The sequence below is a fragment of the Streptomyces sp. NPDC007164 genome (genome assembly GCF_040634135.1).
Classification (GTDB): Bacteria; Actinomycetota; Actinomycetes; order Streptomycetales; family Streptomycetaceae; genus Streptomyces; species Streptomyces sanglieri.
Genome location: NZ_JBEYFB010000025.1, coordinates 99,307 through 119,823, shown reverse-complemented (window position 1 = coordinate 119,823; position 20,517 = coordinate 99,307). Strand labels below are relative to the sequence as shown.

The 20,517-nt window shown below is 71.2% G+C and carries 15 protein-coding genes; 2 read left to right on the top strand and 13 right to left on the bottom strand.

Annotated features, from left to right (window positions below):
- The 7 genes from ABZ622_RS27200 to ABZ622_RS27170 all read right to left on the bottom strand — a co-directional run.
- Nucleotides 1-164 (bottom strand): flavodoxin-dependent (E)-4-hydroxy-3-methylbut-2-enyl-diphosphate synthase (locus ABZ622_RS27200; RefSeq protein WP_350985938.1); only part of this gene is annotated, 164 nt, incomplete at its 3' end.
- 180 nt (nucleotides 165-344) lie between these two features.
- A complete protein-coding gene (locus ABZ622_RS27195; protein WP_360547427.1) occupies nucleotides 345-1,655 on the bottom strand; it encodes a site-2 protease family protein in 1,311 nt (436 codons plus the stop codon).
- Nucleotides 1,652-2,905: a 1-deoxy-D-xylulose-5-phosphate reductoisomerase gene (gene dxr, locus ABZ622_RS27190; protein WP_360547425.1), complete on the bottom strand. Its 1,254-nt coding sequence runs from the start codon at nucleotides 2,903-2,905 to the stop codon at nucleotides 1,652-1,654. Before dxr ends, ABZ622_RS27195 begins: the two co-directional genes overlap by 4 nt.
- A 117-nt stretch (nucleotides 2,906-3,022) precedes the next feature.
- Nucleotides 3,023-4,969, bottom strand: a complete 1,947-nt coding sequence (locus ABZ622_RS27185; RefSeq protein ID WP_360547423.1) for an acyl-CoA dehydrogenase family protein — start codon at nucleotides 4,967-4,969, stop codon at nucleotides 3,023-3,025.
- A 309-nt stretch (nucleotides 4,970-5,278) separates the two neighbouring features.
- Nucleotides 5,279-6,724: an aldehyde dehydrogenase family protein gene (locus ABZ622_RS27180; RefSeq protein ID WP_360547421.1), complete on the bottom strand. Its 1,446-nt coding sequence runs from the start codon at nucleotides 6,722-6,724 to the stop codon at nucleotides 5,279-5,281.
- A gap of 151 nt (nucleotides 6,725-6,875) precedes the next feature.
- Nucleotides 6,876-8,453 (bottom strand): PucR family transcriptional regulator, encoded by a 1,578-nt coding sequence (locus tag ABZ622_RS27175; protein WP_360547419.1) that lies wholly within the window; start codon nucleotides 8,451-8,453, stop codon nucleotides 6,876-6,878.
- Between the two features lie 130 nt (nucleotides 8,454-8,583).
- Nucleotides 8,584-11,034, bottom strand: coding sequence for an ATP/GTP-binding protein (locus ABZ622_RS27170; RefSeq protein WP_360547415.1), 2,451 nt, complete (start codon nucleotides 11,032-11,034; stop codon nucleotides 8,584-8,586).
- Between the two features lie 244 nt (nucleotides 11,035-11,278).
- On the opposite strand from ABZ622_RS27170, the gene gabT reads away from it, so the two are divergent.
- The gene (gene gabT, locus ABZ622_RS27165) at nucleotides 11,279-12,619 is read left to right on the top strand and encodes a 4-aminobutyrate--2-oxoglutarate transaminase (RefSeq protein ID WP_360547413.1); all 1,341 of its coding nucleotides are present in this window, start codon (nucleotides 11,279-11,281) and stop codon (nucleotides 12,617-12,619) included.
- Nucleotides 12,620-12,923: 304 nt separating this feature from the next.
- Nucleotides 12,924-13,580 carry a phosphatase PAP2 family protein gene (locus ABZ622_RS27160; protein WP_360547411.1) on the top strand — a complete coding sequence of 219 codons (657 nt, stop codon included), beginning with the start codon at nucleotides 12,924-12,926 and terminating at the stop codon, nucleotides 13,578-13,580.
- Here the strand turns inward: ABZ622_RS27160 and ABZ622_RS27155 are convergent.
- The 6 genes from ABZ622_RS27155 to ABZ622_RS27130 all read right to left on the bottom strand — a co-directional run bounded on the left by ABZ622_RS27155 (nucleotide 13,565) and on the right by ABZ622_RS27130 (nucleotide 20,504).
- Nucleotides 13,565-15,391: a glycoside hydrolase family 18 protein gene (locus tag ABZ622_RS27155; protein WP_360547409.1), complete on the bottom strand. Its 1,827-nt coding sequence runs from the start codon at nucleotides 15,389-15,391 to the stop codon at nucleotides 13,565-13,567. The two genes, ABZ622_RS27160 and ABZ622_RS27155, sit on opposite strands and share 16 nt — an antisense overlap.
- 140 nt (nucleotides 15,392-15,531) lie before the next feature.
- Complete coding sequence (locus ABZ622_RS27150; RefSeq protein ID WP_360547407.1) at nucleotides 15,532-15,993, bottom strand: hypothetical protein; 462 nt, start codon at nucleotides 15,991-15,993, stop codon at nucleotides 15,532-15,534.
- Between the two features lie 178 nt (nucleotides 15,994-16,171).
- The gene (locus ABZ622_RS27145; RefSeq protein ID WP_360547405.1) at nucleotides 16,172-17,587 is read right to left on the bottom strand and encodes an FAD-dependent oxidoreductase; all 1,416 of its coding nucleotides are present in this window, start codon (nucleotides 17,585-17,587) and stop codon (nucleotides 16,172-16,174) included.
- A gap of 24 nt (nucleotides 17,588-17,611) precedes the next feature.
- Complete coding sequence (locus ABZ622_RS27140) at nucleotides 17,612-18,412, bottom strand: ABC transporter permease (RefSeq protein WP_259934962.1); 801 nt, start codon at nucleotides 18,410-18,412, stop codon at nucleotides 17,612-17,614.
- A complete protein-coding gene (locus ABZ622_RS27135) occupies nucleotides 18,412-19,341 on the bottom strand; it encodes an ABC transporter permease (RefSeq protein ID WP_360547403.1) in 930 nt (309 codons plus the stop codon). Before ABZ622_RS27135 ends, ABZ622_RS27140 begins: the two co-directional genes overlap by 1 nt.
- A complete protein-coding gene (locus ABZ622_RS27130) occupies nucleotides 19,338-20,504 on the bottom strand; it encodes an ABC transporter ATP-binding protein (RefSeq protein WP_360547401.1) in 1,167 nt (388 codons plus the stop codon). Before ABZ622_RS27130 ends, ABZ622_RS27135 begins: the two co-directional genes overlap by 4 nt.
- Between the last annotated feature and the right edge of the window lie 13 nt (nucleotides 20,505-20,517).

Sequence of the window (20,517 nt, the reverse complement as noted above, 5' to 3'; positions counted from 1 at the left end):
TGCAACGTCGCACCGATGTCCGACGTACGCGTCGTGGTCATCGACTGCACCGACACCGGCGCGTCCCCGCCCACCGCAACCGACCCGACCTGGATCTTGCGGCTGACCCTACGGTCGGCGAGCTTGGTCGGAACGGACGGAATTCCGAGAGAAATCGCAGTCATGCGCTGAGCATCCCCAAGGTGTGGATCAAGGTCCCGAGATCGGCGGGCTCCGGCCTTCGAGGTTACGGCACCGGGGGCGGCCCGGAGCACACCGCGTACGGGAGTGCCGCACAAAAGCGACGGCCCGGACACACACTCTGTGCCGGGCCGTCACTCGTGGTGCATGTGGTGCTCGGTGGGTCAGGAGATCTTGACCGGATTCACGATGTCGGCGACCAGCACCAGCAGCGTGAAGCAGATGAAGACTCCGGCGACGACATAGGCGACCGGCATCAGCTTGGCCACGTCGAACGGGCCCGGGTCGGGGCGCCGGAAGACCCGGGCCAGATTGCGGCGCAGGGCCTCCCAGAGCGCTCCGGCGATGTGCCCGCCGTCGAGCGGCAGCAGCGGGAGCATGTTGAAGAGGAACAGCGAGAGGTTGAAGCCGGCCAGCAGGAACAGCATCATCGCGATCTGGTTCTGCGCCGGTACGTCCAGCGTCATCACCTCGCCGCCGATCCTGGCCGCGCCGACCACACCGACCGGGGAGTCCGCCGCCCGTTCGCCGCCGCCGAAGGCCGCGTCCCACAGGCCCGGGATCTTGGACGGGAGGGCGATGATCGAGTCGACGCCGTTCTCGATCATGTCTCCCATGCGGACGACCGAGTCACCGAAGGAGAGCGGGACGATCTCGGTCTGGGCGGCGAAGCCGAGGTAGCCGGCCTGTACGAAGTCGCCGGGGACCACTTCGCCCTTGGAGTCCTTCTTCGCGACCAGGTTCTTCTGGAGCACGGCATGAAGGGTCTTCTCCTGGCCGTCGCGCCGGACCGTGAGGGTGGCGGGGCCGATGGTGTCGCGGATCTTGTCGGAGAGCGTGGCCCAGTCGTCGACCTTCTGGCCGTCGAAGGCGACGATCGTGTCGCCCTTCTTGAGACCCGCCGCCAGTGCGGGCGAGACCGGGTCGGACTTCTTGCACTTGTCGCGGTTCTCGCTCTGCTCGATCACGCACTTCTGGACACCGGCCACCTCGGTGGTCTGGGTCTGGAAGCCGAAGGTCATCGCCACGCCCAGGAAGATCGCGACGGCGAGGACCAGGTTCATGAACGGTCCGGCGAACATCACGATGACGCGCTTCCACGGCTTGCGCGTGTAGAAGAGCCGCTTCTCGTCGCCCGGTTCGAGCTCTTCGAAGGCGGCGGACCTGGCGTCCTCGATCATGCCGCGCCAGGGCGAGGTGGACCGCGCCTCCAGGCGCCCGTCCTCTCCCGGCGGGAACATGCCGATCATGCGGATGTAGCCGCCGGCCGGGATGGCCTTGATCCCGTACTCGGTGTCGCCCTTCTTCCGGGACCAGACCGTCGGCCCGAAGCCGACCATGTACTGGGGGACGCGGATACCGAAGAGCTTCGCGGTCGACAGGTGCCCCAGCTCGTGCCAGGCGATCGAGAACAGCAGACCGATGGCGAAGACGACGATGCCCAGAATCGTCAGCAGGACCGTCGTAATACTCATGCGCGCGCCTCCGCTGTCGCTTTCGCCGAGAGTTCACGGGCCCGGGCTCGTGCCCAGGTCTCCGCTTCCAGGACGTCTGCGACCGTGAGCGAAGTTCCCGTGGCGGGGGTGCCGTGTTCGGCCACCACCGCCGTGACCGTATCCATGATTCCGTTGAACGGCAGCCGTCCTGCGAGGAATGCGTCGACGCATTCCTCGTTGGCGGCGTTGAAGACGGCCGGTGCGGTGGCGCCGAGGGTGCCGACGTGCCTGGCCAGACCCACGGACGGGAAGGCCTCGTCGTCGAGCGGGAAGAACTCCCAGCTGGACGCCTTCGACCAGTCGAAGGCGGGCGCTGCGTCCGGGACGCGCCGGGGCCAGCCGAGGCCGATGGCGATCGGGCCGCACATGTCCGGGGGCGTGGCCTGGGCGAGGGTGGAGCCGTCGGTGAACTCCACCATGGAGTGAACGTACGACTGGGGGTGGACCACGACCTCGATCCGGTCGAACGGGATGTCGTAGAGGAGGTGCGCCTCGATGACCTCAAGGCCCTTGTTGACCAGGGTGGCGGAGTTGATCGTGATGACCGGTCCCATGGCCCAGGTCGGGTGGGCGAGGGCCTGCTCGCGGGTGACGTCCGCCAGTTCGCTCCTGGTCCGTCCGCGGAAGGGGCCGCCGGAGGCGGTGACGACGAGCCTGCGCACATCGGCGCGGGTGCCGGCGCCGAGCGCCTGGAAGAGTGCGGCGTGCTCGGAGTCGACCGGGATGATCTGGCCGGGCTTCGCCAGCGCCTTGACCAGCGGGCCGCCGACGATCAGCGACTCCTTGTTGGCCAGGGCGAGTGTGCGGCCCGCTTCGAGCGCGGCGAGGGTGGGGGCGAGCCCGATCGAGCCGGTGATTCCGTTGAGCACGGTGTGGCAGTCGCCCGCCGCCAGCTGTGCGGCCGCGTCGGGCCCTGCCAGGATCTCGGGGAGCGGCTCGCCCGTCCCGTACTGCTCCCGCAGCGCCTCGCGGAGGGCCGGTACGGCGTCCGGTGCGGCGACGACGACGGTACGCACCCGCAGCCGGCGCGCCTGCTCGGCGAGGAGGGCGACCCGTCCGCCCGCGGCGGAGAGCGCGGTGACCCGGAAGAGGTCGGGGTTGCGCAGCACCAGGTCGATGGCCTGGGTGCCGATGGATCCGGTGGAGCCGAGGATGACGAGATCCCGGCGGCCTTCCGCGGCGTCGAAGACGAGGTGCGGATCGGCGAGGGGGGCAGGGCTGTCGCTCATGCCCCCCATTGTTGCCGCATCGTCTGTGTGTGTGGACAGTGCGTCCCGTACACCGGGGCGTTCCGGCCGGTGGGGCACGTCGGGCGGGCGGACGTGCCCCGCCCGGCGGCGGGTGGTTCAGCGGACGGTCCGGTGGACGTTCTCCCTGGTCGACGGCCCCGGGGTGGCATCGGCGATCCAGGGGCCGTCGCCGCTCGGGTCGATGACGCCTTCTTCCAGCCAGGTGTACGCGCCGGACAGGACGCCGTCGACCAGACGCCGGTCCAGATCGTCGGTGTTGGACCACAGGCGGGTGAAGAGTTCCTCGACGCGGACCCGGGACTGGTGGCAGAACACGTCGGCGAGCCGGTAGGCCTCGCGTCCGTGGTCGTCCGTGGAGCGCAGCAGTTCGGCGCGGACGCAGGCGGCGCTCATCGCGAAGAGTTCGGCGCCGATGTCGACGATCCGGCCGAGGAAGCCCTGTTTGGTCTCCATCCGGCCCTGCCAGCGGGACATGGCGTAGAAGGTGGAGCGGGCCAGTCTGCGCGAGGCGCGTTCCACGTAGCGCAGGTGGGCGGACAGGTCGGGGTGGCCGGGAGGGTTGAACTCCCCGTACGTACGCGGTAGTTGTCCCGGCCCGGTGACGAGACGGGGCAGCCAGCGGGCGTAGAAGCCGGCCGCGTTCGCGCCTGCCTTCGCCTTGGCGGAGAGGGGTTTGTCGGGGTCGATGATGTCCCCGGCGACCTTCAGATGGGCGTCGACGGCCTCGCGGGCGATCAGCAGATGCATGATCTCGGTGGAGCCTTCGAAGATCCGGTTGATCCGCAGGTCGCGCAGGAGTTGTTCGGCGGGTACGGCCCGTTCGCCGCGGGCGGCGAGGGAGTCGGCGGTCTCGAAGCCGCGTCCGCCCCGGATCTGGACGAGTTCGTCGGCCATCAGGCAGCCCATCTCGGAGCCGTACAGCTTGGCCAGGGCCGCTTCGATGCGGATGTCGTTGCGGTTCTCGTCGGCCATCTGGGAGGCGAGCTCGACCACCGCTTCGAGGGCGAAGGTGGTCGCGGCGATGAAGGAGATCTTGGCGCCGACTGCCTCGTGCCGGGCGACCGGCCTGCCCCACTGCTCGCGGACCGCGGACCATTCGCGGGCGATCTTCAGGCACCACTTCCCGGCGCCGACGCACATGGCGGGCAGCGAGAGCCGTCCCGTGTTGAGCGTGGTGAGGGCGATCTTGAGGCCGGCGCCCTCGGGGCCGATGCGGTTGGCGGCCGGGACCCGGACCCGGTGGAAGCGGGTGACGCCGTTCTCCAGGCCGCGCAGGCCCATGAAGGCGTTGCGGTGCTCGACGGTGATGCCCGGGGCGTCCGCCTCGACGACGAAGGCCGTGATGCCGCCCTTGTGGCCTTCCGACTTCGGTACCCGGGCCATCACGACGAGCAGGTCGGCGACGACGCCGTTGGTCGTCCAGAGCTTCACCCCGTCCAGGACGTAGTCGGGCCCGTCCGGGACGGCCGAGGTGGCGAGCCGGGCCGGGTCGGAGCCGACGTCCGGTTCGGTGAGGAGGAAGGCCGAGATGTCGGTACGGGCCAGCCGGGGCAGGAAGGTGTCCTTCTGCTCCTGGCTGCCGAAGATCTTCAACGGCTGCGGCACACCGATGGACTGGTGGGCGGAGAGCAGCGCGCCGATGGCCGGGCTGACGGAGCCGACCAGGGCGAGGGCCTTGTTGTAGTAGACCTGGGTGAGGCCGAGGCCGCCGTACTTCGGGTCGATCTTCATCCCGAGTGCGCCGAGTTCCTTGAGGCCGCTGATCACCTCGTCGGGGATTCTCGCCTCGCGCTCGATCAGGGCGCCGTCGATCCTCGTCTCGCAGAACTCGCGCAGCCGGGAGAGGAACGCCTCACCCCGCCGGACGTCGTCCGCGGGCGGCAGCGGATGCGGGTGGATCAGGTCCAGCCGGAAGCGCCCGAGGAAGAGTTCCTTGGCGAAGCTGGGCTTGTGCCAGTCCTGTTCGCGTGCGGCCTCGGCCACTTGGCGTGCTTCGCGCTCGGTGACCCGGGGCGTGTTCTTCGGTGCGGATGGTGCGGACATGAGGAGCTCACCTCGCCGCGTTGTGAGTGGGTGGACGCGGCCGGTCCGCGCGGGGGAAGCACCCGCGGGTACCAACCGGCTCTACTCGTCCGTATCTACCCGATTCCCGGCACGCCCACCATCCCCAGGACGCCGATCGGGTCGGGGGCCACTCCACTGACCCGCCTGCGGTGGCGGACGCGGCGGGGAGACGGAGACGGCCCGAGCCCCCGCACAGCGGGCTCGGGCCGTCCCGCTGTCGCCTGCTGTCGTGCTGTCCAGGCGGAACACAGGCGACGTCGGTGGATCGGTCTCGATCCTGTTCGCGGACTACAGGGCGAGGCCGGTGAGGACCAGCACGCGCTCGTAGGTGTAGTCGTCCATGGCGTAGCGGACGCCCTCGCGGCCGACGCCGGACTGCTTGGCGCCGCCGTACGGCATCTGGTCCGCGCGGTAGGAGGGGACGTCGCCGATGATCACGCCGCCGACCTCCAGGGCGCGGTGGGCGCGGAAGGCGGTCTGCAGGTCGTGTGTGAACACGCCTGCCTGCAGGCCGTACTTGGAGGAGTTGACGGCCTCGAACGCCTCGGCCTCGCCGTCCACCTTCTGCACGGACAGCACCGGTCCGAAGACCTCCTCGCGGGAGAGGGTGACGTTGTCCGGGAGCTCGGCGAGCACGGTCGGCGCGTAGGTGGCGCCGTCGCGCTTGCCGCCGGTGAGCAGCTGGGCGCCGGCCTGCACGGCCTCGTCCACCCAGGACTCGACGCGCTTGGCGGCGTCCTCGCTGACCAGCGGGCCGACGTCGGTGGCGGCGTCCGACGGGTCGCCGGTGACCTGGGCCTCGACGGCCGCGACGATCTTCGGGAGCAGCCGGTCGTAGACCGAGGCGTCCGCGATGACGCGCTGCACCGAGATGCAGGACTGGCCGCCCTGGTAGTTGGAGAAGGTCGCGATCCGGGTCGCGGCCCAGTCCAGGTCCTGGTCGGAGGCGTAGTCGCCGAGGACGACCGCCGCGCCGTTGCCGCCGAGCTCCAGGGTGCAGTGCTTGCGGGGCACCGACTCCAGGATCGAGTAGCCGACCGGGCCGGAGCCGGTGAAGGAGATGACCGGGAGGCGCTCGTCCTGGACCAGGGCGGGCATCCGGTCGTTGGGGACGGTCAGCACGGACCAGGAACCGGCCGGCAGGTCGGTCTCGGCCAGCAGCTCGCCGAGGATCAGCGAGGAAACCGGGGTGGCCGGGGCGGGCTTCAGGATGATCGGCGCGCCGACGGCGATGGCCGGGGCCACCTTGTGGGCGCTCAGGTTCAGCGGGAAGTTGAAGGGTGCGATGCCGAGGACCGTGCCGCGCGGGAAGCGGCGGGTCAGGCCGAGCCGGCCGGTGCCGCCGGCGTCGGTGTCCAGGCGCTGGGCGTCGCCGCCGTTGAAGCGGCGGGCCTCCTCCGAGGCGAACCGGAACACGGAGACGGCGCGGCCGACCTCGCCGCGGGCCCACTTGATGGGCTTGCCGTTCTCGGCGGAGATCAGCTGGGCGATCTCCTCGGTGCGCTCCACCAGACGCCGTACGACGTGGTCGAGTGCGGCGGCCCGGACGTGGGCCGGGGTCGCGGCGAACTCCTCGCGCACGGCGTGCGCGGCCGCGACGGCCTCCTCGATCTGGGCGTCGGTCGGCACGCTGACGGTGCCGACGAGACGGCCGTCCCAGGGGTTGGTGACGTCGAAGCTGTCCTCGCCGGTGGCCTGGCGGCCGGCCAGCCAGAAGGCGTGGGTGGAAGTCATGGAGGTTCCGGCCCTTCGGAGCGGTGGGGGTTTCCTGCCCCCACCGTAGGGCCGCACGGCTGTCCTGGCGTTTGTCCGGGGTGGAGCAGTGCGCGCCGGGGACGCTCCGGTTTGTCGGATGCGGCCGGAACGCGTGGCCACGGTGCGGTGGCTACGCCTCCGGCGCCGACGGGGCGCCGGTCGCCTTGAGCGCCAGCCACAGCTCCATCCGGACGTCCGGGTCGTCCAGCGAGCGGCCCAGGATCTCCTCGACCCGGCGCATCCGGTAGCGCAGGGTGTGGCGGTGCACTCCCAGGTCCGCGGCGGCGGCGTCCCACTGGCCGTGGTGGGCGAGCCAGGCCCGCAGCGAGGCGACGAGGTCGCCGCGGCCCTTGGCGTCGTGCTCGTGCAGGGCGCGGAGCATTCCGTCGGCGAAGGCCCGTACCGCGTCGTCGGCGAGCAGCGGGAGCACCGAGCCGGCCGCCAGTTCCTCGTGCTCGACCAGTGCCCTGCCCCGGCGGCGGGCCACCGACAGGGCCTGCTCGGCCTGCTTGTACGCGGCGGAGACGGCGATCGGTCCGGCCGGTGCGGAGAGGCCCACGACCACCTGATCCTCCTCCGGCCTGGTCCCTTCGGCGGGCGCCCGCGCCTCCTGGGCCTCCGCGTGGGCGGTGCAGGCGGCGACCGCGGCGCCGCCGTCCGCGGCGAGGACGACGAGCCGGTCGCCCTCGGGGACGGTCAGCAGGGTCTCGCCGGTCCGCAGCGCCGCCGCCTCCATCGCCTCGCCGAGCGACGCGGGGGCGGCCGGGCCGGACCCTTCCGCGATGAGCAGCCGGAACGGGGCGTCGAGCAGCCCCCCGTACAGGTCCCCGGCGACGGCCCGGGCGTGGTCCGGCTGGCCGGCGAGCAGCATCCGCAGCACCGCCGCGCCGAGCCGCTGTTCGGCGCCCTGGAGGGACCGGGAGCGGGCGGTTATCAGGGTCAGCAGGGCGACGGCCGAGTGCACGGCGTACCGGTCGGCGGTGCCGAGCGCCGCTCCGGTGCCGACGGCCAGCGCTCCCCTGCCCCGGCGGCCGGTGCCCAGGGACTGGAGTTCGACCCGGTCGTCGGTGTCGCCGACGACGATGCTGGCGGGGGCCGGGCGGTCCCGCAGCCGCTCCACGTCGGGGGTGAGCCGGGCGGCGCGGCGGGCGGCCCATTCGGGGGCGGCGGCGACGACCTGGCCGGCCGCGTCGTACAGCGCGGCCCAGCCGTCGAGGTGGGCGGCGAGCCGGGTGAGCAGTTCGCCGGGGCCGTCGCCGACGAGGGCGGCCCTGGTCAGTTCCCGCTGGACCTCGAAACCGGCGGTCACGGCCCGGTACTGCTCCTCGGCGATCGCCGAGGAGACGGCCTTGGCGATGGCGATGAACGGGGTGCGTCGCGGCACTTCGAGGAGCGGCAGCTTCGCCTCCTCGGCCGCGTCGATCAGCGCCTGCGGCAGTTCGTCGTAGTTGACGCCGACGGCGAAGCCCAGGCCGACGACCCCGGCCCCGGCCAGCCGCCGCACGTACCGCCGCATCGCTTCGGGGTTCGCGGCGTCGAGGTTGGTGGCGGTGACGAGCAGGAACTCGCCGCCCTCCATGTACGGCACGGGGTCGGTCAGCTCGCTGGCGTGTGCCCAGCGCACGGGCGCGTCGAGCCGGTCCGCCCCCGCGCGCACGGTGAGCTTGAGCGCCGAGTGCTGGACGAGCGAGGCGAGAGTGAGAGGCATGGGGACCGCTGGACCTCGGGGAGTCGGTTTTCGCCGTCCCGTATGAACGACTCCTGCCAATTCTGCCAGAGCGGCAGGGTTCGGCATGACCACGACCAGCGGCGCGGGCACGGGCCGCACCCCGCGCCGCTCAGCGGTTCAGATCCACCAGCAGCGGGGGCACGTGCGCGCCGTCGACCGTCGTCATGGACAGGACCGCGTGGCCCGCGGGCAGCTCGTAGGCCAGCGCGGAGGCGGACCAGCGTTCACGCTCGACCTGCCGCACGGTGACGGCGTCGACGGTGACCGCCTTGCCGGTGGCGAGCTTGCGCAGCGCGTGCATGGCGCGGGTGAACGGCTGGTCGGCGAAGACCCCGTGCTGAGCCACCTCGCGGACGGAGACCCATTCCTTGCCCCAGGCCTCCGAGAACCGCTTCCCGTCCCAGGTGGTGACGCCCGGGAAGATCATGCCGCATCCCACCGCGCCCAGCAGCGCCGAGTGCAGCGCCTCGGGAACGTCCTCCAGGGTGCGCAGCGCCAGTACGGCTCCGGCGTTCACCGACCTGAGCCGCCGGAGCCCCTGGACGGTCTCGGCGGTGACCGTGTGCGTCGCGTCGTCCAGCACCAGGCAGGTGAAGACCGACCGGTCGGGGCGGGCCGCGGCGATCGCGTTGAACTGGGTGAGGACGAGCCGGGTCAGCACCCGGCAGGCCCCGGCGTGGGCACGTTCGGGGAGGTCGATCCGGACCCTGAGCGGGTGCTGTCCGAGGGAGCGGAGCGAGAAGGGCCGGGCCTCCTCCCCGGTGGTGAAGAACCCGGCGAACGCGGGCCGGTCGAGGAGGGCTACGCGGTCGGCCAGCACCGCCGCGGGGTCTCCCGCGCCGCCGGTCTGCCGGGTCCGGGCGTCCAGCTCGCGGAGCATGGCCGAGTGGCCGCCGTCCTCCAGGGCGCGTCGCAGCCCGCCGATGGCGGACTCGTCCCCGGAGAGGAGTTCCCGCAGCTCCGGCACTGCCGGGAAGCAGCCGTGGACGGCCCGGTAGGGGCCGAGGAGCTGCCCGAGGGCCAGGGCCGCGCGCCGCCCGTCCAGGCCGGGCACGTCCCCGGCGAGCCCTTCCGCGAGGGTGGCCGCGGCCTCGTCCGGGTCGGTCGACCCCCCGTACAGGTCGAAGTCGTGGACGGACGAGGGGTCGCCGATCTTCACCACGACGTCGTACGCGTCGTCGGGGCCGAGGGCCGACCCCGCGGCGCCCACCGCGAGCACCGCCGCCTTGCCGGTCAGGGCCTGGAGGGCCAGCGTCTCGACGACCGGGCGCACCAGCCGGGCCGTCTTGCCCGCACCGGGCGGCCCGACCGCCAGCAGGGAGGTGCCGAGGAGGGCGGGGTCCAGGGCCGTGCCCGATCCCCTGCGTGCGTACGGGTTGCGTTCGTCGTCGGCGCAGTCCCCGATCCGGACCTGGCCGGCCAGCAGATCGTGCCGCGCGGTCCGCAGCGGAAGGTCCCGGCTGCCCGAGGGGTGCAGGAAGGCGTCGGCCCCCTGGCGCAGGACCGCCTCGTCGAAGGAGGCCGGGCCGTCATGACGGGTCCGCGCCGTCTCCCAGGCGTGGGTGAGGCGGACGCAGTCCACGTCGTTCAGGCGGCCGGCCCGGACGGCGGCGGTGAGCACGTCCGCCGCCTCGACGCGTCCCGCGGCGCGCAGCTGCGGCCAGTGCGCCGCGTCCGTCCCGGTCTCGGGAGCCGTGGCGGGAGACGGGGTCCGGTCCTCTCCCGGGGACGTGGCGGCCCGGCCGGCGGCGCGCTCCCGCAGGGCGGTGCGCCACTGCCCGATCCGGGCGAACGGCCACACGACCCCGGCGATGACCAGCGCGTACGCCCCGTAGGCGACCACGGCCGCGAGGTATTCGTTCCCGCCGCCCTGCAGCCAGCTCTGCGGGATCAGATACAGCACGACGTCCAGCAGCGGCACCTTGCCGCTCCAGACCAGCCACAGCGCGAGCAGTGCCCCGAAGCCCGAGAGCGTCAGCCGGGCACGCTCCGGGCGGGGTCCCGCCCAGTGGTGGAAGAGCCCGGCCCAGTGTCCGACGCGGGCGGCCCACATCCCCGCGATCAGCACCAGCAGCTGGTTGTAGAGCGTCTCGATGCTGTACGCGGCGGCCGGGACCGACCCAGCCCGCAGCGTGTCGAAGAACCACCAGCTCCCCGGCGTGACCGCCTCCAGCGGCACCTTCACGTACGGGATCCGGAAGTCCGCCAGCAGTGCCCAGATCACCAGCCAGAGCACCAGGGCGAGCAGCGGCCCCAGCAGGGAGGGACGCGGCGGCCGCTCGGCGGCGCGCGGCACGTGTCCGTACCGCCAGACGCCGGGCTCGGCGGCGGGGCGCAGGGTGTTCAGCCACCGCGCGGTCGACGGACCGGTCCCGGGAGGCCCGGCCGGCCTCGGCGGGGCGGCCGGCGGCCCGCTCCGGGGAGCACCGATGGGCATCGGCGGGGCGGCGGCCGGCGGTCCGGCCGGACGCGGCACCGGGCGGCGGGGCACATCGGACCTGCCGCCCTCCCGCTCGGTGCCGCTCGTGCCCCGCGCACCGCGCGCGTCGTCGCTCTTCATGAACCGTTGCCCCCTGACCGGCCGGGTCCGTCCGTCTGCCCCGGTCAATCTAGTGCGCGCGCAGGGCGAGTTCAGCAAGGCACCGGCATCGGACCGCACGGTTTCGCCGCCCGCCCGGCCCCCTCGCTATGTCCGTGACGGACAACGGCGCGCGACCACCACTCCCGAACGGAACATGCCGTACCCCCGGCCTCGCCCATAGCCTGGGCCGGAAGCGTCCGAAACATCCCCCCAGGAGCCCCTCATGACCGAAATCCCGCAGGAGCGCCGCGTCGTCACTGCCATTCCCGGCCCGAAGTCGGTGGAGCTGCAGGCCCGCCGGCTGGCGACGGTGGCCGCAGGTGTGGGCTCCACCCTGCCGGTGTTCACCGCCCGCGCCGGTGGCGGGATCATCGAGGACGTGGACGGCAACCGGCTGATCGACCTCGGCTCCGGTATCGCCGTGACGTCGGTCGGCGCCTCCGCCGAGGCCGTCGTGCGCCGCGCGTCCGCGCAGCTCGCCGACTTCACCCACACCTGTTTCATGGTCACGCCGTACGAGGGGTACGTCGAGGTCTGCGAGCAGCTCGCCGAGCTGACGCCGGGCGACCACGCCAAGAAGTCCGCGCTGTTCAACTCGGGCGCCGAGGCCGTCGAGAACGCGGTGAAGATCGCCCGCGTCCACACCAAGCGCACCGCGGTCGTCGTCTTCGACCACGGCTACCACGGCCGCACCAACCTCACGATGGCGCTGACCGCCAAGAACATGCCGTACAAGCAGGGCTTCGGTCCGTTCGCGCCCGAGGTCTACCGGGTGCCGGTGGCTTACGGCTACCGCTGGCCGACCGGTGCCGAGAACGCCGGTGCCGAGGCGTCCGCCCAGGCCATCGACCAGATCAACAAGCAGATCGGCGCTCAGAACGTCGCCGCGATCATCATCGAGCCGGTGCTCGGCGAGGGCGGCTTCATCGAGCCGGCCAAGGGCTTCCTCCCGGCGATCGCCCAGTTCGCCAAGGACAACGGCATCGTCTTCGTCGCCGACGAGATCCAGTCCGGCTTCTGCCGCACCGGCCAGTGGTTCGCCTGCGAGGACGAGGGCATCGTCCCGGACCTGATCACCACCGCCAAGGGCATCGCGGGCGGTCTGCCGCTCTCCGCCGTGACTGGCCGCGCCGAGATCATGGACTCCGCCCACTCCGGCGGTCTCGGCGGCACCTACGGCGGCAACCCGGTCGCCTGCGCGGGTGCGCTCGGCGCCATCGAGACGATGCGCGAGCTGGACCTGAACGGGAAGGCCAGGCGCATCGAGGAGGTCATGAAGGGCCGCCTCGCCGAGATGCAGTCGAAGCTCGACAACGGCGACATCATCGGTGACATCCGCGGCCGCGGCGCGATGATCGCGATCGAGCTGGTGAAGTCCGGCACGAAGGACCCGAACCCGCAGGCCGCCGCGGACCTCGCCAAGGCCTGCCACGCGGAGGGCGTGCTGGTCCTCACCTGCGGCACGTACGGCAACGTCCTGCGCTTCCTCCCGCCGCTGGTGATCGGCGAGGACCTGCTGAACGAGGCGCTCGACGTCATCGAGCAGGCTTTCGGCCGGATCTGACCTGTGCGAACCCCGGCGGCCGCGAACCGCGTTCTCGCAGGGGTTACGAGGGGCCCGCGTGAGGGCCTGTGAAGAACGTGTGCGGGGCCGATGGCGGGATCTGTTTCCCGCTGTCGGTCCCCCACCTGCTGCCGTACGGTTTCCGCAGATGAGAGAAACACCCCGCCCGCAGGGGACTGCGGGCGTTGCCGGGCCGGAGCTTCCCCAGCACCGTCCTGGCCGTGCCTTCGCGCACGCCGCTGGAGCCTCCGGCTCCGGAACTCCTCACCGATCGGACGGCCGCTCGCCCCAGACCCCCCGGGGCGTGCGGCAAACCGGTCCGACCGGCCGCCCCGGAACCACCCCCCCTGTTCCCGGGCGGCCGGCTCTTCTCCTTTCCCTGGCACTGTCCCTCCTGGCGCTCTTCGCGCTCACCGCCTGGCAGGTCGCGGCCGACGGCCCGCTGCGCGGGCCGGACGAGCGGACCGGCCGGGCCGTCGTCGGGCACGGGCCCGCCCGGCTGACCGAATTCCTCGCCGATCTCGGCAATACGCAGATCGCGCTCCCGGTGCTGGGCTGCGCGATCGCCTGGGCCCTGGTGCGTGGTGCGCGCCGTGCTCCGCTGTGCGCGGCGCTCGCCATGGGCGCGGTGCCCCTGCTGGTCGTTCCGCTGAAGGCGTGGATCGCCCGTCCGGGACCGCTGACGGAGGCCACCGGCTACTTCCCGTCCGGTCATGCGGCGACGGCCATGGTGGCGTACGGGGCGGCGGCGCTGCTGGTCGCGCCGTACCTGAGACGGCCGTGGTCGTGGATGATGCCCGTCGCCGCTGTCCTGCTGACCACGGCGACGGGCATCGGTCTGGTGCTGCGCGGCTATCACTGGCCGCTGGATGTGCTGGGCAGCTGGTTCCTGTGCGGGGCGGTGCTGTTGCTGCCGCTGGGGCTCGGCCGCCGGGGCGGGCGCTCTCAGCCGCCGAAGTAGGCGTCGAAGTTCTTCGAGAACTCCCCGTTGTTGAAGCGGTCCCAGTTGATCGACCACGTCATCAGTCCGCGCAGCGCGGGCCAGGTCCCGTGGGTGGGGTAGGAGCCGCAGTCGGTCTTCTTCGTCAGGCAGTTCAGCGTCTTGGTGACCTCGGCGGGCGAGGTGTGCCCGTTGCCCGCCTGGGTGGAGGCCGGCAGGCCGATGGCGACCTGGTCCGGGCGGAGCGCCGGGAAGACCTTGGTCTGGTCGCCCGCGACCGGGAAGCCGGTGAGCAGCATGTCGGTCATGGCGATGTGGAAGTCGGCGCCGCCCATCGAGTGGTACTGGTTGTCCAGGCCCATGATGGAGCCCGAGTTGTAGTCCTGGACGTGCAGCAGGGTCAGGTCGTCGCGCAGCGCGTGGATGACCGGGAGGTAGGCGCCGGCCCGGGGGTCCTGGCCGCCCCAGGGGCCCGAGCCGTAGTACTGGTAGCCGAGCTGGACGAAGAAGGTCTCGGGGGCCATGGTCAGGACGAACTTGTCGCCGTACTTGGCCTTGAGGGACTTCACCGCGGAGATCAGGTTGACGACGACCGGGGTGGTGGGGTTGCGGAAGTCGGTGTCCCCGGTGTTCAGCGAGAGGGAGTGGCCCTCGAAGTCGATGTCGAAGCCGTCCAGACCGTACTCGTCGATGATCTTGCCGACCGAGGAGACGAAGGTGTCGCGGGCGGCGGTGGTGGTGAGCTGGACCTGGCCGTTCTGGCCGCCGATGGAGATGAGCACCTTCTTGCCCGCGGCCTGCTTGGCCTTGATGGCCGCCTTGAACTCGGCGGCCGATTCGACGTTCGGGCATTCGGTGACCGGGCAGAGCGAGAAGCGGATGTCGCCGGAGGTGACCGAGGTCGGTTCGCCGAAGGCCAGGTCGATGACGTCCCAGGAGTCGGGCACGTCCGCCATCCGGGTGTAGCCGGAGCCGTTGGCGAAGCTGGAGTGCAGATAGCCGACGAGCGCGTGGGCGGGCAGGCCGCCTCCCTCGCTCCCGCCGCCGCCCGCCTTGGTGGTGGCCTGGACGGCGGCGGTCCTGGCGGACTCCCCGGCGGAGTTGGTCGCGGCGACCTGGAAGCCGTACGCGGTCGACGCGGTGAGGCCGGACACGGTGGCGGAGGTGCCGGTGGCCGAGAGGACCTTGGTGCCGTCCCGGTAGACGTTGTAGCCGGTGGCCCCGGAGGAACCGGTCCACGAGAGGTCGACGGAGGAGGCGGTGACCGTGCCGGCCTTGAGTCCGGTGGGGGCGGCCGGGAGTTCGGCCGGGGCGCCGCCCGGTCCGACGAGGGTGAGGTCGTCGGCGTAGTAGGCGGGGGTGCCGAACCAGCCGTGGGTGTAGACGGTGACCCTGGTGGTGGACGGGCCGGTCCTGAAGGTCGTGGTGAGCTGCTTCCAGTCGGCCGACGACTGGGTCCAGGTGGACACGTCGCTGGTGCCGGTGCCGTCCGCGCCGAGGTAGACGTAGGAGCCCTGCACCCAGGCGCTCAGCGTGTAGGTGGAGTCCGGCCGGACCGCCACCTGCTGGGAGCACTTGGCGTTGTCGGAGCCGGCCGGGGTGGCCTTCAGCGCCGAAGTGCCGTTGTGGGCCGGGGTGCTGACGGCTGCTCCGCTGTTGCCGGTGCAGCTCCAGCCGTCCAGGCCGGACTCGAAGCCGCCGTTGCGCGCCAGATCGGTGTCGGCAGCGGCGGCGGACGGTGCGAGGGCGGTCAGACCGCCGGCGGCGAGCAGGGCCGCCGCGAAGGCGGCCACGACTCCGGTAATTCGGGCGGGGGGTCCCGTGCGTTCCACAACGGCCTCCGTGCATGGGGGAATTGAGTGCGGCCGCCACAACATGGTCCAGACCAATCGGGTTGTCAAGACCTCTGACGGTCCCGGCCCGCCCACCGGGTCGACGGCGTACGCCGTTCCCGCCGCCCGTCCGGTCGCCGTCAGTCCCCGCCGCTCTCGGCCCGTCCGGCCGCCGCCTCGTGCATCGCCAGCTCCAGGAGTGTCGCGTCGGTGAGGGTTCCCGAACCGTCGGGCGGGATCAGCCAGCGCACCCCGCTGCCGGCCGCCCGGCCCGGATGGGGCACCACGATCCAGGTCCCCCGCCCCGCGCCCCGTACCCCCGTGCCGACCCAGCGGGCGGCGGTGCCCGGGGCTACGAAGAAGCCCGTGCGGGCATCGCCGAAGTCCCCGAGGACGGGCCCGGGCCGGTCGATGAGCCGGGTCAGTACGTCCAGGGTGGGACGTCCCAGCTCCCCCGGAAGAATCAGCACGTCCCAGCGCCGCCCGGCGGGAAGGAGCGTCACCCCCCGGGGATTGCGCTCCCATTCCCACCGGCACGCGTCCGGATCCGGCGCCACCGATGCCAGCCATTCGACCGCTGCCTTGACCCCCGCGCCAGCCATGACCTGTCTCCATTCCGTGTGCACCGGCCATGCAGTGCCGGTGCGTTCACACGGGAGAGAGAGGTGGCGCCGATCGATTACGCGGGTTCGGCCGACGAATTCACGGAGAACGGGCCGGTCACCCCCAGGAGTGACCGGACCGTTCGGACTTGGACCGACCGGCAATTGGGGGGCGGTCTCAGCTGTCGAAGCCGAGCCCCAGCCGGTCCATCGTCCGCAGCCAGAGATTGCGCCGGCCGCCGTTGTCGTCCGCCCTGGCCAGGGACCGCTTGGTCAGCTCGATCCCGGCCCAGGCGAAGGGCTCCGGCGGGAACGGCATCGGCTTGCTGCGGACCATTTCCAGCGCGGTCCGTTCGTTCCGCTCGCCCGCCAGCAGATCCAGCATCACATCGGCCCCGAAACGGGTGGCGCCGACGCCGAGTCCGGTGAATCCGGCGGCATAGGCGACCCGTCCCTGATGGGCCGTGCCGAAGAACGCGGAAAAGCGCGAACAGGTGTCGATCGCCCCGCCCCAGGCGTGGCTGAAACGCACCCCGGCCAATTGCGGGAAGCAGTCGAAGAACTGTCCGGCGAGCTTGAGGAAGGTCTCCGGACGCTGGTCGAGATCGGCGCTCATACGGCCGCCGTACGGATAGATCGCGTCATAGCCGCCCCACAGGATCCGGTTGTCGGCCGACAGCCGGAAATAGTGGAACTGATTGGCGCTGTCGCCCAGCCCCTGCCGGTTCTTCCAGCCGATGGAGGCGAGCTGATCGGCGGTGAGCGGCTCGGTCATCAGCGCGTAGTCGTAGACCGGCACGGTGTACGGGCGCACCCGCTTGACCAGCGACGGGAAGATGTTCGTACCGAGGGCCACCCGGCGTGTGAAGACCCTTCCGTACGGGGTGCGGACCGCCATTCCCGTGGCGGTCCTGGCCAGTTCGAGGCCCCGGGTGTGCTCGTACACCCGCACGCCCAGGTCGATGCAGGCCCGCTTCAGGCCCCAGGCCAGCTTGGCCGGGTGCAGCATGGCGACCCCGCGCCGGTCCCAGAGGCCGCCCAGGAAGGTCGGTGAGTCGACCTCGGCTCGCAGCGCGTCCCGGTCCAGGAATTCCATTCCGGTGAAACCGAGTTTCTCGGCCTCCTGGTGCCATTCCCGGAGCTCTTCGAGCTGGTGCGGTTCGGTGGCGACGTCGATCTCGCCGGTGCGCTCGAATGCGCAGTCGATGGCATAGCGGGCGACGGCGGCCTCGATGGCGTCGAGGTTGCGTTCCCCGAGCTCCTCCAGCTTCCGGATCTCGTCCGGCCAGCGCTCCAGCCCGTTGGGCAGGCCATGGGTGAGGGAGGCGGCGCAGAATCCGCCGTTGCGGCCCGAGGCGGCCCAGCCCACCTCGTGCCCCTCGATCAGTACGACGTCCCGTTCCGGTTCGCGCTCCTTGGCGATCAGCGCGGTCCACAGTCCGCTGTAGCCGCCGCCGACGACCAGCAGGTCGCAGTGCTCGTCACCGGTGAGCGCGGGCAGTGCGGCGGGCTTGCCGGGGTCGTCCAGCCAGAACGGGACGGGCTTCGCGTCGGAGAGTGATTGTGCAGCAGTACGCATGGCAGCTGGGGCCATGGTTTCCAACTCCTTCAGGGCTTTCTATCGTGCGCTGTTCTTGCGCCGGTTCGCGATGAGCTGGCCGACGACCACCACCATCACGGCAATGATGAACATCGCCGTTCCGATGACGTTGATCTGCACGGGCGTGCCGCGCTGCGCCGATCCCCAGACGAACATGGGGAAGGTCACGGTGGAGCCCGCGTTGAAATTGGTGATGATGAAATCGTCGAACGAGAGCGCGAAGGCGAGCAGCGCGCCCGCCGCGATTCCGGGGGCGGCGATCGGCAGTGTCACCCGCAGGAAGGTCTGCACGGGTCCGGCGTACAGATCGCGGGCCGCCTCCTCCAGCCTCGGGTCCATCGACATCACGCGCGCCTTGACGGCCGTCACGACGAAGCTCAGGCAGAACATGATGTGTGCGATGAGGATCGTCCAGAAGCCCAGCTGTGCGCCCATGTTGAGGAAGAGGGTGAGCAGCGAGGCGGCCATGACGACCTCGGGCATCGCCATCGGCAGGAAGATCAGCGAGTTGATCGCGCCGCGCGCCCGGAAGCGGTAGCGGACCAGCGCGAAGGAGATCATCGTGCCCAGCACGGTCGCGCCGATGGTGGCCCAGACGGCGATCTGCAGGGACAGCGAGAGCGAGCCGCACATGTCGGCGACGCCGCAGGGGTCCTTCCAGGCGTCCAGCGAGAAGCGCTGCCAGGAGTAGTTGAAGCGCCCGTTCGGCTTGTTGAACGAGAACACCATGACGACGACGTTCGGAAGGATCATGTACGCGAGGGTCAGCAGACCCGCGATGACGATCAGATTCCGGCGTATCCAGCGCAGTACGGGCATCAGACCAGGTCCTCCGTCCCGGAGCGGCGGATGTAGGCGGTGACCATGATCAGGACGACCGCCATGAGGATGAAGGAGAGCGCGGCCGCCGTCGGGTAGTCCAGGACCCGCAGGAACTGGGTCTGGATGACGCTGCCGACCATCTTCGTGTCGGTGGAGCCCAGCAGTTCCGCGTTGACGTAGTCACCGCTGGCCGGGATGAAGGTGAGCAGCGTTCCGGAGACGACACCCGGCATGGACAGCGGGAAGGTGACCTTGCGGAAGGTGGTGGCGGGGGTGGCGTACAGGTCCCCCGCGGCCTCGTGCAGCCTGCCGTCGATCCGCTCCAGCGAGGTGTAGAGCGGCAGGATCATGAACGGCAGGAAGTTGTACGTGAGACCGCAGACCACCGCCATCGGGGTGGCCAGCACCCGGTTGGACTCGGTCCAGCCGAGCCAGCTGGTGACGTCCAGGACGTGCAGGGTGTTCAGTACGTCGACGACCGCGCCGCCGTCCGCGAGGATCGTCTTCCAGGCGAGCGTGCGGATCAGGAAGCTGGTGAAGAACGGCGCGATGACCAGCACCAGGACGACGTTGCGCCAGCGGCCCGCCTTGAACGCGATGAGGTAGGCGAGCGGGTAGCCGAGCAGCAGGCACAGGACGGTGGCGGTGCCGGCGTACAGCAGGGACCGGATGAACTGCGGGTAGTAGTCGGTCAGCGCGTCCCAGTAGGTCTGGAAGTGCCAGGTGACCTCGAACCCCTTCTCCAGGGATCCGGTCTGCACGGAGGTCGACGCCTGGTAGACCAGCGGCAGCGCGAAGAAGACGATCAGCCACAGGATGCCGGGGAGCAGCAGCCAGTACGGGACGAGGCGCTTGCGGGTGGAGGGCCTGCGTATCGCCGGCTCCGCCGTGACGGGCGCCGGTGGCGCCTCCTTGGTGAGGCTCACGCCGCGTCCTCCACCGTCTCCACACCGGCGTCGCCCATCGTCCCCGCAAGCATGGACTGGGCGGCGTCCAGACCGAAGGTGTGCGCGGAATTCCAGTGCAGGACGACCTCTGCCCCGGCGGTGAGACGCGCATCACGCTCGATGTTCTGCTCATACACCTGGAGCGCCTTGCCCGCCGGGCTCTCCACGACGTACTGCGTGGACACCCCGATGAAGCTGGAGTCGACGATCCGGCCGGTGACCCGGTTGCGGCCGTCGGTGATCGCGTCCGCGTCGTCGGCGTGCGCGAGCGAGATCTTCTCCGGGCGGATGCCGAGGAGCAGCTTGCCGCCGCTCGTGGTCGGGGCCGTGCACCGGTCGGTGGGCAGCCGCAGCTTGCCGCCGCCCGCCGCCACCACGATGTCGGTGCCGGCGGAGACGATCTCGCCCTCGATGAGGTTGGAGGTGCCGAGGAAGTTGGCGACGAAGGTCGTCCTCGGGTTCTCGTACAGGTCGGCGGGGGCACCGAGCTGCTCGACCCGGCCCCCGTTCATCACCGCGACGGTGTCGGCCATGGTCATGGCTTCCTCCTGGTCGTGGGTGACGTGGATGAAGGTGATGCCGACCTCGGTCTGGATGCGCTTGAGCTCCAGCTGCATCTGGCGGCGCAGCTTGAGGTCGAGGGCGCCGAGCGGTTCGTCGAGCAGGAGCACCTGCGGGTGGTTGATCAGGGCGCGGGCGACGGCGACGCGCTGCTGCTGGCCGCCGGAGAGCTGGTGCGGCTTGCGCTTGGCGAAGTCGCCGAGCTGGACGAGCTCCAGCATCTCGTCGACCTGCTTCTTCACCGACTTGATGCCGCGCCGGCGCAGGCCGAAGGCGACGTTCTCGGTGATGTCGAGGTGCGGGAAGAGCGCGTAGCTCTGGAAGACCGTGTTGACGGGCCGTTTGTACGGGGGAAGCCCGGTGATGTCGCGGCCGCCGAGCGAGACCGTGCCGGTGGTCGCCTCCTCCAGGCCCGCGATCATCCGCAGGGTGGTGGTCTTGCCGCAGCCGGACGCGCCGAGCAGCGCGAAGAAGGAGCCCTGCGGGACGGTCAGATCGAGCGGCTTGACGGCTTCGAAGGAGCCGTACGTCTTGCTGATCCCGGTGAGGCGGACGTCGCCGCCGGTCTGCTGCTGTGTCATGGATCGCGGTCCC